General features: G+C 41.5%; 11 protein-coding genes and 2 tRNA genes. 7 read left to right on the top strand and 6 right to left on the bottom strand.

Annotated features, from left to right (window positions below):
* The first annotated feature begins 44 nt into the window (after positions 1 to 44).
* Complete coding sequence (locus BLW60_RS05295; protein WP_074714981.1) at positions 45 to 4,616, top strand: leucine-rich repeat protein; 4,572 nt, start codon at positions 45 to 47, stop codon at positions 4,614 to 4,616.
* A 23-nt stretch (positions 4,617 to 4,639) separates the two neighbouring features.
* Here the strand turns inward: BLW60_RS05295 and BLW60_RS16980 are convergent, their stop codons facing one another.
* Positions 4,640 to 4,867: a hypothetical protein gene (locus BLW60_RS16980; RefSeq protein WP_207645912.1), complete on the bottom strand. Its 228-nt coding sequence runs from the start codon at positions 4,865 to 4,867 to the stop codon at positions 4,640 to 4,642.
* A 115-nt stretch (positions 4,868 to 4,982) separates the two neighbouring features.
* Between BLW60_RS16980 and BLW60_RS05290 the strand changes: the two genes are divergently transcribed.
* The 5 genes from BLW60_RS05290 to BLW60_RS05270 all read left to right on the top strand — a co-directional run bounded on the left by BLW60_RS05290 (position 4,983) and on the right by BLW60_RS05270 (position 12,467).
* Positions 4,983 to 5,210, top strand: a complete 228-nt coding sequence (locus tag BLW60_RS05290; protein WP_074714978.1) for a hypothetical protein — start codon at positions 4,983 to 4,985, stop codon at positions 5,208 to 5,210.
* Positions 5,211 to 5,567: 357 nt separating this feature from the next.
* Complete coding sequence (locus BLW60_RS05285; protein WP_074714976.1) at positions 5,568 to 7,469, top strand: ImmA/IrrE family metallo-endopeptidase; 1,902 nt, start codon at positions 5,568 to 5,570, stop codon at positions 7,467 to 7,469.
* A gap of 283 nt (positions 7,470 to 7,752) precedes the next feature.
* Positions 7,753 to 10,851 carry an ATP-binding protein gene (locus BLW60_RS05280; RefSeq protein ID WP_074714973.1) on the top strand — a complete coding sequence of 1,033 codons (3,099 nt, stop codon included), beginning with the start codon at positions 7,753 to 7,755 and terminating at the stop codon, positions 10,849 to 10,851.
* A 36-nt stretch (positions 10,852 to 10,887) separates the two neighbouring features.
* Positions 10,888 to 11,157 carry a helix-turn-helix domain-containing protein gene (locus BLW60_RS05275; RefSeq protein WP_074714969.1) on the top strand — a complete coding sequence of 90 codons (270 nt, stop codon included), beginning with the start codon at positions 10,888 to 10,890 and terminating at the stop codon, positions 11,155 to 11,157.
* Between the two features lie 119 nt (positions 11,158 to 11,276).
* Positions 11,277 to 12,467 (top strand): tyrosine-type recombinase/integrase, encoded by a 1,191-nt coding sequence (locus BLW60_RS05270; protein ID WP_074714967.1) that lies wholly within the window; start codon positions 11,277 to 11,279, stop codon positions 12,465 to 12,467.
* 120 nt (positions 12,468 to 12,587) lie between these two features.
* Here BLW60_RS05270 and BLW60_RS05265 read toward each other — a convergent pair.
* Together BLW60_RS05265 and BLW60_RS05260 are read right to left on the bottom strand one after the other, a co-directional pair.
* Positions 12,588 to 12,659, bottom strand: a tRNA-Glu gene (locus BLW60_RS05265).
* Between the two features lie 4 nt (positions 12,660 to 12,663).
* Positions 12,664 to 12,740: transfer RNA gene (locus BLW60_RS05260), tRNA-Met, on the bottom strand.
* A 217-nt stretch (positions 12,741 to 12,957) separates the two neighbouring features.
* Here BLW60_RS05260 and BLW60_RS05255 point away from each other — a divergent pair.
* The gene (locus BLW60_RS05255) at positions 12,958 to 13,401 is read left to right on the top strand and encodes a DUF5680 domain-containing protein (protein WP_074714964.1); all 444 of its coding nucleotides are present in this window, start codon (positions 12,958 to 12,960) and stop codon (positions 13,399 to 13,401) included.
* A gap of 4 nt (positions 13,402 to 13,405) precedes the next feature.
* Here the strand turns inward: BLW60_RS05255 and spoVAE are convergent, their stop codons facing one another.
* From spoVAE to BLW60_RS05240, 3 genes are all read right to left on the bottom strand, one after another.
* Positions 13,406 to 13,768, bottom strand: coding sequence for a stage V sporulation protein AE (spoVAE, locus tag BLW60_RS05250; protein WP_074714961.1), 363 nt, complete (start codon positions 13,766 to 13,768; stop codon positions 13,406 to 13,408).
* A gap of 1 nt (position 13,769) precedes the next feature.
* Positions 13,770 to 14,783, bottom strand: a complete 1,014-nt coding sequence (locus BLW60_RS05245; protein WP_074714958.1) for a stage V sporulation protein AD — start codon at positions 14,781 to 14,783, stop codon at positions 13,770 to 13,772.
* Between the two features lie 329 nt (positions 14,784 to 15,112).
* Positions 15,113 to 15,868: a hypothetical protein gene (locus BLW60_RS05240; RefSeq protein ID WP_074714955.1), complete on the bottom strand. Its 756-nt coding sequence runs from the start codon at positions 15,866 to 15,868 to the stop codon at positions 15,113 to 15,115.
* Between the last annotated feature and the right edge of the window lie 8 nt (positions 15,869 to 15,876).

Below are 15,876 nucleotides of genomic sequence, written 5' to 3'. Positions count from 1 at the left end.
AATGATTATTTGAAGAAAAGGATTTTCAAAATGGAGGCTGATTTATGAAACTAAAAAAAGTAATTGCAATTTTGTCTGCTGCAGTATTGACTGTTTCATCATCACTTGCTTATTTCCCTTCAAAAATGATGAACGATCATATACTGACTGCAAACGCTGAATCTTCTTCTCCGATTTCCATGGAAGGTAATATAATATGGGAACCAATCAAGGCAGAAGAAATTAAGGAAACTGAGGACAGCTGGCTGTACAGCGAAGTCGATGATGAAATAACGATCATCGGCTATAAAGGTTTGGAGACTGAGCTTACATTACCATCAACTATTGACCAAAAAACAGTAACTTCAATAGCTGATGAAGCTTTCAGCGGCAACTCTAAAATTATAAGCATTGATCTCGGAGCTGTTAAGAAACTTGGCAATTCCATATTTAAAGATTGTTCTGAACTGAAAGAGATCACGATACCTAAAACTGTTGTCTATGGCGGAAGTGACAAGGGCGGAGCTCTTAAAGGAAGCAGCATAGAAAAAGTGATATTTGAATCAGGAATACAATCCATACCTGATTATATCTGTAACGGTGCTGAACTTCTCGATACAGTTGAATTTCCTACTATTAAAGCGACAAAAAACGGATTTACTATTGGAAAATACTCTTTTGCAGACACATCATTATCAAGTATTGAGCTTCCTGAAAATGTAACTGAGCTTGGTGAATATGCTTTTCAGGGCTGCTCTATACTGAAAAACATTATTCTTCCTGAGTCACTAAAAACAATAAGTGGATTCTGTTTCAGCGGCTGTGAATCATTGACGGAACTTAAACTTGGTCCGAATGTAACAGCTATCGGAGAAAAAATGATTGAAAAATGTACTAAGATCAAGGAACTTACTATCCCGTCATCTGTCGATACATTTTATACAGGTGCAGTTGGGTACGGTTGCCTCTGCGGAAGTAGTGTTAAAAAAGTAATATTTGAAGACGGAACGAGAAACATTCCTGGCTATATATGCCGCGATTCATCTGAGCTTGAAAATATCGTTCTGCCCGAAAGTGTAGAAAGTATCGGTGAGAGCACATTCAGAAACTGTCCAAGGATCAAAACGATATCTCTTCCAGAAAATGTTGAGAGTATAGGTAACAGTTGTTTCAGTGACTGTACTGCTCTTGAAAGCTTTACATTCAACAAGAATGTCAAAAACCTCGGACATGATCTGTTCAACGGCTGTAAAAAGCTCAAGGAATTAACTATCCCTGCAAGTGTTGAAAATGTTGATAGTAATCATAATGTTAATGGTTGCCTTGAGGGATGCGGTGTAGAGACTGTAACTTTTGAAGCTGGCATAAAGAATATCCCTCATTTCATTTGTGCAGGTGCAACACAGCTAAAGAATGTAATAATCCCCGAAGCACCTTCAAAAACATTGGAAGGTTATTCTATCGGTGCGAGTGCATTTAAAGGAACTGCCATTGAATCTATAGAGCTGCCTGCAAGTCTTACTTATATAGGAGAGAATGCATTTGAAGGCTGTTCACTTCTTAAATCAATATCGCTTCCTGAAGGAATTAAAACCCTTGATAAGCAATGCTTCAAGAATTGCGTCCTGCTTACAGAGCTTGAAATACCGAGCAGTGTTACAACTCTTGGTCAGGAGATGATAAGCGGCTGTAATAATATCAAATACCTCGATATCCCAGCAGGCGTTAACTATATAAGCGGCGGAGCATGGATTGCTGGAGGAAACAGAGTTGATGCAGGAGTTATCGCAGGAAGCGGTGTTGAATATCTCAGCTTTGAAAAAGGCATGAAAAAAGTTCCCGATTATATCGCAAAAGATGCCAAGGAATTAAAGACCGTAATACTTCCCGATACTGTTACAGAAATCGGCAATCACGCTTTCGAGAACTGCACAGCTCTCAAAAAGGTAGAATCTTCGAACTCATCTCTGAAATTCAGTTCAGATACATTCATGGGCTGTGAAAGTCTCAACGATAAGCGTTTAACTGTATTTGATCCTAAAAATACATACTTCATTGCCAATACAGAGCGAGGAAGTGTAAACGGTATCATAAACTACAAGCTCAAATATGATCTGCTCCCTTCTGTTATAAGCGACGCACAGAGCATGAAGCTTTTTATAGATGTGCCTGACGGATTAACGCTCATGTTTGATACTATCCACAGTAAAGACCTTAGTATCAATACTGAAGATATCCAGAATGGAGTTATCCCTGTAAATTCAAGAAGCGGTGAGATGGAATTCTCAGTACGTGTTACCGATATCGGCAATTACAAAATATCCGCATCTCTTTTATTTGAGTCTGACAAGACAAAATGGAATCAGCCTATAGGCACTGTATATGTTGATTGTCCCGATATCACTATCGGCGCACCGACAGTAGTTAATAGTTATGAAGCAGAAGTGTACGGCGTATCACAGCGCGATCATGATGTTGAGATATTCGTGAACAACAAGAGTGTGGGTATATTCAGAACAAATACGTCCACAGGAAAATATCACGGAACTATTTCTCTTCCCGAATCGTCTGATGGTTCGGTTTATACTCTTTACGCAAAATGCGGAAGTCTGAAGAGTGAAGAGATAAAAGTTGAATATTCCGCAGGCAGGCCGTCTGTAAAAAAGGTTGTTCTAAAATACGGTGTTCATGGCAATAAATTTGAAGAACTTGATATTACTGATGTATTTACAAAAGGCACATCACCTGTTGTTATATTTCAATCTGATCTCGGTTTTGATATAACTACCGTAAACACAGATAAAATTGACAGATTGTTTGTTACAAGCCAGAAGGGCGATGACATCAAATACATAGAAGCGTTTTATAATGCTGAAAAGGACTTATGGAGTACTGAAGGAAATTTCGATGAAAATGATCCACACTACGTCCCCGGTACTCTGAATATATTCATTCTTGAAAAGAAAGATAATCCTGATAAATACTACGCAGAGAATGCATTATCGGAAGCTGATATTCCAATTGAAATCAAGAAAAACAGCAAAGTTGAAATTTTAAAAAGCAACGAAGATAACAGCTGTTATATAGCAGATATAACATTATCTGACGGTAACTTCAGTGATTCTTTCTTATATTACGCAGACGATAATGCTTCGGGAGCGTACATAGATAATAACTATTATACTATTGAAGAAATAGAAAATAATCTCGACAAACTTACTGAAGGAAAAGAGGCTTATACTACAATTGAGGATAATAAAGAGGTGAAGTATTACATTTTAAGTTCAGAAATAGTTATTCCAGAAAAAGCTGATGTAAAAAAAGCACCAAGACCTTTAGATATATTAAATAATAATAAATATGCAACTACAAATAATGATAAAAGTGTCCTTGATTGGTTTGAAGTATTTTTAAAGGGCGAGAAAGGTTTATTCGACGGTTCGACAATTCTGGAACTCATAGAAGGAAAAGATTCTGATAAAAAAATAGTCAAAATAATGAATAGAATCGTAAGTCATGGAATACTTGATGCCATGAATCATTTATTTGACTCTGCACCTGGTTTTGCTTCTAAAATATTTGGTGGCGGATTAACACTTGTGGAATTTAAAAATCTTTGGGATAAAGCAAATGGAAATAAAGATTACCAATTTGCCGCTTTTAATTTGGCTGCTCTTAGATTATTTAATTTAATTGGTATGCCGATGTTAATGGCAGCAAATCCATTATTAGGATTCCTTTTAAGCTGGGGCATAAGTATGGGACTTGATAAACTTAGAGACTATATTGAATACTGTATGGAGAACGGAATGACGCCGGGATTTGAAGGTTTCTTTAAGTATATTACCCCAGGTTGTCTCAAATGGATATGGGATCCAAGCGGTGCTGTCTATGATGCCGCAAGCGGAGAACCATTAAAGGACGTAACCGTTACGTTATATTACCTCGATCCAGAAACAGGGCAGAGTATAAAATGGGATGCAGAAGACTACGATCAGCTGAATCCGCTTACTACCGACAGCGACGGAAACTATTTATGGGACGTTCCAGAAGGAAAGTGGAAGGTAGTCTGCCATAAGGACGGATATGAAGATGCAGAATCCGAGTGGCTCGATGTTCCTCCTATTAGAACAGATGTCAATATTTCAATGACAGCAAGCAGCAAAGCAAGTACAACAAGTACTGCAACTGCTACCACCACAGTTACTACCACAACGAGCAAAGCTTCGACAACTACTACAACTAACACAACATCAAAAACTACAACTACTACAACTAAGTCTGCAACAACCACTACATCAGCTCTTAAAACATCTACTAATACATCGACTACTACACAGGTGATAACTACTTCAGTTACTACAACAACAGTCGCATCGACAACTGATTATATTCTTGGTGATGTTAATAATGATAATCTGATCAATGCAGTTGATGCATCTTCGATTCTTAAATATTATGCTCTGATCTCTACAAGTAAAGAGGGAGGATATAGTGAGGAGCAGAAGCTTGCAGCCGATGTTGATCATGATGGTTTGATAAACGCTGTTGATGCATCAATTGTACTTGCGTACTATGCTTATGCTTCAACGGCAAATGATGACATATTGTCATTGGAAGCATTTGCAAAAAAGTAAATAGATAAAATGATGAGTCGGGCTTATGCCTGACTCATTTTTGATTTTGATGATTTTTGGAATGTTATAAGAGAAGCAGGCACTGTCAAAGCTCTGTCCAATATGGTCTTTGAAAAGGCTGTAGAGTACCATAGATCCCCAAATGAATTCATTACAATGTAAAAAAGTATCTTTGAAGGCGGCTTTATGCCGCCTGTTTCTGTCTTCTCAGTTGGTAGATTAGGTTTGTGATCTCGAAGACCGTGGAGCATTCAAAATCGTTGTTATAGCTATGCGAACCGCCCTTCGAGGCGGATCTGTTTTACATATTTACATTGTATCGATGATATGCTATAATAGGGGATAAGAAACGAAAAGGAGCTAAATATGGGACAGAAAGAGATTATCGACAGGGACACTTACCGAAAAATCAAGAAAATGAACCGAGAGGAGCTGACAAAGTTCATTCTCCAGTACGGGGATGAGCTGCTCGGAGAACAGGGAAAAACAATTGATCTTCCTGCTCTTGAAGCGGAGCTTAGTAAGATCAAGGGTATTGGTAGTAAGCGCCTTGAGGAGATAATGGTTGTTATAGAGAAATTTTTACAAGAATAAATAAAATACTTATGGGACGGCATGAAGTCGTCCTTTTAGTTATAATAGTATTTACCTTTAATCCTGCTTCGTGTTACAGAGTAAAGTACTTCTTTACTTTCATAAGAGGCTATGGTATAATTTAAGCAACAAAAAGTATTAAAGCTCGTCACCGCGAAAGTGGGGGGGGTGGAGATCAAAATATTGAAAATTAGAGACGATTACGTTTTTTTGAAAAAATGAAGTTGCCATTTTGTCAAAAAGAGGCCTTTTTTGTGAAAAGCTGAAAATAGTTTTTCTGAAAAAACGTAATTGCTTAGAAAAAATGTGTTTTTATATTTGTTTTGATAGGCATGTATCATGATAGAGGAGAATACTATGAGAAAATATAAAAGCTTAAAAGATTATATTCGCCTAAATAATTTGGAAGTTATTATTCAAGGGCTAACAAATCATATTATGGCAATTTCATGTGCTAATGCCAGCTATAGCATAAACGATATCGAGATTCACACCTTGGTATGGAAGTCATTTGACCAAGGAATGCTTACTATAACGATAGGCGTGTCGGCTATACTTATCAGCAGCAATGGAGGGGCTGATTCTCTTCATTATTATAATATATCGTTATGCGGCAATGTTATAAGTAGATTATCAGATTTGCATATAATTAATATCGTGGAAGTGACTGAGGAGCAACTTCAAAAAGAAACTGTAGAGTCGCTTTTCATGTTACCTATTATTTCTGCTGATAATCTTGAAGACATAGCTGAGGAGTTCTATGAAAAGTATTGCCCTGATTATCTATTAAATCCAAAACAGAAGTATTCTTTCCCAGTTGTAAGGATAAAAGAATGGGTAGGTTTGAAGTTGTGGTATGCTGATCTCCCCGACAATTGTTTTGGCAGGCTTTATTTAAAAGAGTCTACTGCAACAATATATGATTCCTCAAAATACCCTATAATTGATAAGTACGAGAATACGCCTATTCCACGAGGTGCAATACTTCTTAACTATAATTATTATTATAAAGGCAATAAGTACGACGATGTTATTACTTTCTGTCATGAGCTCGTTCACTGGGCTATGCATCAGAGCTATTTTATCCTGCGTCATATGCTTGAAGACAGCTTTGAGACTATGAACTGCTCGGTTGATCTGCCTAATTTTGATGGTAATATGACAATTGCCGATAAAGCCTATTGGATTGCTGAAGGCCAGGCAAATGAGCTTTCTATACGATTAGCTATGCCGAAACATCTTGTTGAACAGGCTATAGCCGAATATGAAAACAATTCAAAAGGCATTACTCGCGATGGTATTTACTATCAGTCCATGGTTGAAGATTTTGAATTGAAGTTTAACGTTTCTCGTGAAATTGTGAAGAAGCGCCTAATGCAACTCGGCTATGATTTTGCCGATGGTACATGTGTAAAAGTAGACGATTGTCATTATCCTGCGTTTACATTTACTCATGGTACATTAAAAGAGGACGAAACGTTCATAATTGATCAATCAAAATATGAACAACTACTGCGCGAGAACAAAGATTTTGAGGATTTGATAAAAAGTAATATCTGTGTGTACACAGGAGCTGTTGTATGTATATATAATGCCAAGTATATTCGGCATTTCATAAACAATGGAAAAAATAAATATGTTCTTTCCGACTATGCTATGAAACACGCTGATGAATGCTGTGTAAGGTTCAATGCATATTATAATGCGTCCGCTTTTCAAAATTATAATTATTACATACAAGAGTATTTATGTTCCTTAATTGATAAAAATAAACGAGTTCGTTTCGATAGTAATAAAAATGAAACAATAGTTGAGTATAAACATAAAAGAGCATTATTTCTTCAGAATGATAAAATATTATACGATGAGATGGTAAAAGATGGAGTTACTACATTTTCAGAAGCATTGGTATATATAATGGATAATAAAAAGATTATAGATGAAGATTTCAAAGAAACAAAGCTTAAGAAAAAATATTTAGCTGAGTTTTTAGGATGTGATGATAAAACTATTCAAAATTACCGTAACGGATCTGCTAATATTACAATCGAAAAAGCTATGCTGATTTGCCTAGCATGTGAAACAGGTCCTAAAGTAAGCATGTTTTTAATAGAAAAATCGGTTGGAGGAATACCTGATATTGGTATAAAAAAGATTGCGTATGAATGGTTGCTTTTGAATACTGACTTACCATTGAACGAATGGGATAGGATCTTAGAAGAAGATTTTCACCTTTCTCCTATACGCTTTGACGCTTAAAAACAAGAAACAGATGACGCTGTCTAAACTTTGTTGAATCTGCCGAGAAATATAATTTCTCGTTTTAAATATAAATATGCTGAACAAGCACCATGTTGAGTAATGGCATGGTGCTTGTTTTTTTTAAATATGGATATATATATATATAGGGGGAGAAAATGTATTTCCTTTTCAGAAATTGAAATATAATCTATAATATTATCAGCAGGAATTCTGAAGCCTTTTAAATCAAAATCTTAAGGCGAGGTAACTGCAAAATAGTACTATAATAGGAGGAATAGAAATGGAGTCAAACTCAAGTTTCGATTTCGTTTGTGATTGCGGCTGCGATGTGGAATACGCGAGTCAGAAAGCACGTGAGCTTGATGAGCTTATAGAAAAAAGAGCTGATCAAAAGGCAAGCATAAACGAAGAGAAGCGCTTTAATGCACACAGAGAAGAGTTTCAACTTGAGGTATTAAAACTGCTTCAGGAAGAAGGAATCAGAAAAGAGGGTGTGGAGTTATCCTCCGCATCTCCTCTAATAAGCGATACTTATATTATTGATGGTGTCACGTTGCTATCTGATGATTTTATTCCTGATTCAGTGGAAACAGATCCGCTATACGAGGAAACCTCGTTAATCAAGAGCCCGTATAGCCTCGAGTATCAGGAGGTCAACCATAAAACAGGTAAGCGCAAGTTAGCCTGGAAGGAATCGGCGACACTCGTGTTAATTTGTAATCCTATCGCATATGGAAAATGTGAGGAAATCGACGTATTCCTTAAGGGCGTGAAAAAGCCGTTACGTTTTCCGAATGGAGAAATCAGCGAAGAGACCTTCCGCAGACAGACACCCTTCGCAAGGAAGGGAATAAACGTCAGCGTTAAAAGGCACTATGAAAGCTTCTTGCGTTCTCTTCGTGAATGCCCCAATAAAAAGTTTCTGACAATTCCCAAGCACGCAGGAGGTATTAAGCTGCAAAATGGCGTGACGACATACATATCCTCTGAGTCAGTAATACCAGGTCTGGAAGAACTGTTTCCTCAGGAAGTCAGAGATCACAAAATGGTTGCTCATGCTCTTCCGCTCAAGGATATGGTGGCAATCTATCGTAAGGCTATGCCGAACTGTTTGGAAGCCAAGATTGCAACTATAGTTCGTACTGAAAGCCTTCTTCTTCCATGGTTTGAGGCGGAAGGGCTTCATCCAGATTGTGGCTTTTCAATTTCGTATACTAATGATGCCGAGAGAGAAACGGCTATCGCTCTTACGAAGAGAAAGAACTATTCGTCCACGGTTGTGCAGGCGCTTACCGATCGCATTCCGAAGGTAAGAAAAGAGCTTTCAGCAGCAAACGACGTCACAGTGCTCTTCACATTTTCGGGTATTTTCGATGAAGGCACTTCTCTTGATAATGCCTTTAAGGAAATAATGTGGGACATCAATGGTGAGAACGGCGATGAAGACGGAACTCGTAAGATCATCGTGATACTTACCGATATTCCAGAGAGAATTCCTGACGATTATCCTGTGTATTACATCAACTGCAGCGAGGATATAGTCTCAAAAAATGTGCCTGTTTTACAGCGTTTGGCTGGTATGTTAGATTATTCCTTTAAGGAGTATCTCTACAACAACCCTGACACTGCAAAACAGCTTGTTCGCGACGGAATAAAAGTTGCTCGTCACATAGTCAGCACCTTCAGCAATGTTGTAGTTACAGATATAATGAAAATGACTCTGGCTACTGCGCATATTTTGGAGAGACTGGGCGTCGTTACAGATTCAGATTTTAGAGGTGTAATTCGTTGGTTAATGTCTGAGGCGTCTTCAAGATTAACGATGACCGACTTGTACTGCAATAGCTTTAAGTCGGCAGTAAGCAATACAATTCTCAGTAAAGAACTGAAATTGTCTATGCAGTTCGGTCCTCTATTCTATTCTGACGATGGATACACAGCGTTCTTCAGAACTGAAGACAAATCAATTAACTTAAGTGGTGACACACTTAAAAATGTAATCATACCGAAAACACCAGCAGGGAGTGTTACAAAAATGAATAAGCACGCGAAAGAAAAAGGTATGCTTATAGCTCAACATACCAACAAGAGGAAGCTCAAAGTTGCATTTGGCGAAGGATTAATTGAGGATGTTGAAGTATTCTCTTATAAAAGTTCGGTGTTGAATGCCGAGGCAAAGGCATATGTCGATGATATCATCAATAATGAGTATTGGTTCAACATAGGCGAATACCCTGACGGATTCGTTCCTGTACTGTATAACGCAGACGGCACAAGAGTCGCTGGATATGTGTTCAATCCAGACATGGATGATAACTTCCATGAAGTATACTTTGGATACACGCGCTCAGGAAAGACCTTCGCCATGACCAACAGAGCGGTTCAGATGGTTGAAATAGAGGGTGCTGACGCGGTTCTCATATTCGACCAGACTGGTGGATTCTCTCCGGAAGAAGTTGATAAGCATATTGGCAAGGAGCTAAGATCGAAGTACTTCTCCTTTTGGAACGTCTATGAGGATGGTGTTCCCGTCAATCTGCTTGATCTTCGCGGATGCCGGACACTCAAGGAGGAAAGAGAACGCATTTTCAGGATCTACGCAATGATGACTAAATCGCTCGGTAGTTATCAGGAGCCGATACTTAAAATCGCGGTCAATTGTTTGCTGAGACAGATGAAAAAGGATCCGGATATGAAAATCGAAGATATTATTAATTACATCGAGTATATCAGCTGCAACGATGACGGTGAACCGGTAATGGATGAAGCTCACAGAAAACTCTGTCTGAAGCTGAAAACGATAATCGAGGATCTTGTGGATATGCCAGTCAGCAAGAATAACTGGGGCGAATTCGTCAAGGCACAGGACAAGCCTATCATTGTCATATCAACAGGTGCTGACAGCGTTGGTAAAGGCTCGGAGATCATCGATATGATGCTCGAGAGCATCTACGGTTATAAGCAGTGCTTTCCTTCTTCAAGGTATACTGTTGTGATTGACGAGGCGCAGGACCTGTATCTTCACGAAAAAGGCGCAGTAAACGTCCTTCTCCGTAAGGGGGGGAAGCACGGCATCACTATACTTATGGCTTCACAGTCATTTCCTGATCCCAACGTTCAGTTCGGTAAGGTTGTAGGCAACTGTGGAAGATTACGTAGCTACCACCCGAAGGCAGATGATCTCAAACGTGCAGCGAACTATTTCAACTGTGGCAAGGAGGAGGTCGATTTCCTTCAGCAGGGGGAGTGCTTTGACAAAGGACCATTCTGGAGCCGTTATCGCAATGAGAACGTCATAAATACTCTCAGGGGCAAAACGGTTGTGTTTGAGCCTGCTGCAGAGATTAAAAATGATACTGAAGAAGACGAGCAGCCATAAGCTGCTCGTACATAAAAATTTATTGGAGGTTAAAAAATGGAAAAGGCAAATGAAATAATTAATTCAATGTTTGAGCAGCTTGTTACGCTGCAGGCAATATTGGATGGTAGAGGCGATTGTGTGAAAGATAAACCCGTGGAAATGCTATCTATTCCAGAGTGTGCTGCTTTGGTTGAAGGGATATCGACTCATATGGTTCGTCAGCTCGTTCATCAAGGTAGAATAAAGGCTGTCCGCACGGGAGACGGAAAGCGTAGCAAATATTTGGTTAACAAAGCAGATTTCCTACACTATTTTCAAAAATAATGATGTTTCTAACGGCTCGTCTTATGGCGAGTCGTATCTGCATACCTTGACAATGCGTATATATTGCGTTACAATTGGTATTGGAAAGGTATGCTGTGATAATACCGAGGAGGTATATTATGGCAAATATACAGAAGCGCGGCGACAGTTACTCTATCAGGGTGAGCTGTGGCTACGACAGCAAAGGCAAGCAGGTTATCCAGTCCATGACTTGGAAGCCTGAGCCGAAAATGACAGCAAAGCAGATTGAAAAGGAGTTAAACCGTCAGGCAGTCATGTTTGAAGAAGTCTGCAACAAAGGCTATCAGAGCAAGGCTATCAAGTTTGAGGTATTCGCAGAAGAGTGGTTTGAGGAGTATGCAAAGCTGAATCTCCGCAATACTACATACGAGCGTATGCTCCAGCTCCGCAAGAGGGTGTACTCTGCTATCGGTCACCTGAGAATGGATAAGATCAATCCGAGACAGATTCAGGCATTCGTGAACTCGCTCTCAAAGGATGGTGCAAACGAGCGTACCGGTAAACCTCTCGCACCGAAAACAATCAGGCATAACCTCAGTTTTGTGTCTGATGTGTTCGCCTACGCTGTGAAAATGGGCGTAGTCAGCGACAATCCCTGTTCAAAGGTCACGCTCCCTAAGAACGAGCAGACCGAGAAGAAGATCTATACGCACGAACAGGTGCAGAAATTTCTTTCTCTGCTGAACGATGAGCCCTTGAAGTACCGCACATTCTTCAACCTGATGATCTACAGCGGTTTCCGCCGTGGTGAGATGTTGGGACTGGAATGGAAAGATGTGGACTTCGAGAACAACATCATCAGCGTCCGCAGAACGAGCAATTATACTGCGAAGAAAGGCGTTTATACCGACACCACTAAAACCCGTAAGTCGCAGAGAACTCTCAAATTTCCGCAGGAAATCATGGATATGCTGAAAGAGTACAAGGCAGAACAGGACGAGCAGGCGCTTAAATTCGGAGACAAGTGGGTTGAGACCGACAGGCTCTATACTAAATGGAACGGTGAACCTATGCAGAACGGCACACCTTATTTCTGGCTTGGTGAGTTCTGTGAGAAGCACGATCTTCCATTCTATGGCTTGCACAGTTTCAGACATCTGTTCGCATCGCTCCTTGTCAACCAGGGTGTGGACATCGTGACGGTCTCGGGGGCGTTGGGGCACTCGACGGTTTCTACAACGAGCAACATTTATTGTCATATGTTGGAAGAATCCAGAGCAAAAGTCTCAGATGCGGTTAGCTCGGCGCTCAATTTTCGCACAAATAAAAATGAGCCAAAAGGTTCATGACCTCTGGCTCAAAAATCCGCAATTCATGAATAATGAACAGATAAAGAACAAAGCGGATTTTCAGAAAAAAGAAAAACTCGGAAACGGCGATATTACGCTGTTTCCGAGCATCGTCAAAAGTGACCCGTACGGGAATTGAACCCATGATTCCGCCGTGAAAGGGCGATGTCTTAACCTCTTGACCAACGGGCCATAATGGTAGCGGCAGTAGGATTCGAACCAACGACCAATCGGGTATGAACCGAGTACTCTAGCCAACTGAGCTATGCCGCCACATTTTTATTGCCGTCACCTGCGACTAAATTATTATATTACAGAATTGGTGAAAAGTCAAGCATAAACGCCAAAAAAATTATTGTTTTGTAGACTTGCACAAAATAGAAGCTTTGCTTATATTTTTAGGGAGCATATTTTACAACGGACGGATTGACAACACTGCTGATATATGATAAAATCAATGTAATGAATTTTTTGATCTGGGAGGAAACAAATGGAAAGAGATGAAATAACGTCGTTTCTGATACGTGCGAAAAAGGCGACATATGCAGGAAAGGGGGCGGAGACCGTCTCCTCGCGTACCGAGTCTCACGATCTGGAGTACACAGAGGGGGAGCTCGGATACCTCGATACATACCTCGGCGGTGCGCAGTTCGCAGGCGAGGAAGCCATATGGATAAGCGGCAAGCCCTACTGGAGCATGAATTACGCAGGGCAGGTCATAGGAGCACCTTTCAGCGGTGATTTTCTGAAAGAGGCACTCCTGCGCGTCCCAACGGACAAGCCTTTCCGCGGACCTGCCGAGTACAGTAACGGAGACTACACCTACAAAAGCACAGTCAAGGGCGACTTCGGGTGGTTTCAGGGGTACGAAGTGATAGCGTACAAGGGTGAAGTGATATATGAATGTCACTATCACGGTACTCTGATAAAATAACTGTTCAGGATCTATCCTTTTGCCTGAACAGGAAAGAAGCGATCAGTCCGAAGAGAAGTGCAGCGGTGACACCGCCTGCTGCTGCGGTAAGACCGCCTGTGAATATACCAAGCAGACCATCATTTTCGATGGTCTTTCTTATACCCTCGGCAAGGAGATGGCCGAAGCCCGTCAGGGGCACTGTAGCTCCTGCGCCTGCGAAGTCCGCAAATGGTTCGTAAAGTCCGAGGGCGGAAAGGATCACGCCTGTGATGACGAAGCCCGTGAGTATACGTGCAGGTGTGAGTTTTGTAAAGTCTATAAGGAACTGTCCTACGGCGCACACAGCACCGCCCACAAGGAAAGCTTTAAGGATATCCAGAAGCATATTATCGTTCCTTTCTTATATGGACTAAATGTGAGATAGCAGGTATGCTTTCGCCCTGCTGCATTGACATGGGTGACATGAGCGCACCTGTAGCTGCAAAGAGTATATCGTGTACTTCTCCGTTTTCGAGGAGCGGCAGGAAGTTTCCGCAAAGCACACTTGCTCCGCACCCGCAGCCCGAACCGCCGCAGTGAGTGTCCTGAGAGTCGGGATCGAATATCATTGCGCCGCAGTCGCGGTGCCGAGCTGAGATATCAATGCCATGTTTCATAAGGATATCGAGGAGGAGTTTACTGCCCACAAGCCCTAAGTCGCCCGTGATAATGAAGTCATAATCCGCAGGGGTAGTCCCCGTTGCCGACAGGTAGCGTGAGATAGTATCGGCGGCAGCAGGAGCCATTGCGCTGCCCATATTGTTTATGTCGCAGATATCAAGGTCGGCTATCCTGCCGATGCAGCCGCCTTTCACAGTGGCAGAGCCTTTCTCACGAGAGAGTATGACGGCTCCTGAAGCGGTACAGGTCCATTGAGCTGTGGGAGTACGCTGACCGCCGTAGGAGAGGGGAAAGCGGAACTGTCTCTCAGCCGTTGAGAAGTGGGAAGAGGTCACGGCAGCCGCGTGTTCCGCAATACCGCAGTCGGTGAGTATTGAAGCTATGAGAAGCCCCTCAGCCATAGTGGAGCAGGCACCGTATAGTCCGAGAAAGGGGATAGCCAGCTCTCTCATGCTGTAAGCCGAGCCTATGCACTGGTTTATGAGGTCGCCTGCGCAGATGATGTCGATGTCATTTTCGGTGAGCTGAGCCTTTCGCAGAGCGAGCCCCACAGCTTCGAGCTGAAAGCGGCTTTCTGCCTGTTCCCAAGTAGCCTTTCCGAAGTGGCTGTCGCTGACCACTTCATCGAAGCAGCTGCCGAGCGGACCTTGTCCTTCTTTTTCACCCACAACAGATGCGTAGCTTTCTATTTTTACGGGAGTCTCAAGCTGAAAAACTCCCCTGTCGATACGTTTAGCCATGATAATACCTCCGTTTCGGAGTTATTATGCACCAGAAAATTGTAAATATACAAAAAAGTCAATTAGTGGTTAGTGATTAGTGCTTAGTAGGGGCGGATATTATCCGCCAGTGATTTATGCATAATTGGAATTGAAACTTGTAGGGACGACCATCGGTCGTCCGCGCCGCGATTGATTTTGTATGTTTGCGGACGCGCAATGCGTAATTATAAAAAACGGGCTGCCACAGGCAGCCCATACACATGGTTTAAGCATAATTGCATCGTAATGTTAGGGGCGCACACTGTGCGCCCCTGCAATTCTGATCACTATTCACTAACCACTAATAACTAATCACTTTTCTCTGAGAATATCTGGTCGTATGCGTCCCAGTACAGGATATCAAGGGTATCGGACTCTCTTTCTTTAGTGCTGTATCCGCTGAGGTTATAGCGTTTGGCAGTTGTTTTGCCTGACGGATAGCTTGCCACAGCTTCTGAGCGGTCTGTCCAGCTTTTAGAAGCGGCTGTATACTCGACCTTGCCGTTTCTGACTATGATGAAGTACTCGCGCTCATTTGCGCCGTCGAAGTATTCTTTCATACGCTCGTAGAAAATTCCCGTATCGAAAGGAACTGCCACATTTGACTCGGTATCCGAGCTTATGATATAGAGTCCCTTGATATTTTCTTCCTCTTTGTTCAGTTCGGAAAGTATTTGTCCGCTTGTTTTGCTGATATTGTAAGCGTAGCTGTTTGCGTCTGTCTGGCTGACTTTCTCCCTTGCCTGCCTGAAAGCAGGTACTAAGATAGCAATGGTTATAGCTATGAATATTGCAACGGGTATGATTATCGCCCATATCCATGCATTGCTCTTTTTTGCAGGCGGATAGGATATGTACTGATAGGGATACGGCTCATAAGGCGGCGGATAGTTCGGCGGCGGAGGATATTGCATACCGCGGTTCATATTCTGTCCGTATTGCTGCGGATATCCGTTTATATATGGCTGCTGAGCATTGCTGTAGCCCTGCCTTGGCGCAGATGATGTGCAGTCGCATTTTTCTCCGTCACGGAGTTGTCTGCCGCATTGTGTGCAGTATGGCATGGTATCAC

The sequence above is a fragment of the Ruminococcus flavefaciens genome (assembly GCF_900108555.1).
In the GTDB taxonomy this organism is placed as follows: Bacteria; Bacillota; Clostridia; order Oscillospirales; family Ruminococcaceae; genus Ruminococcus; species Ruminococcus flavefaciens_P.
The sequence above is the reverse complement of the archived record's forward strand: the minus strand, read 5'-3'. Positions and strand labels throughout refer to the sequence as shown.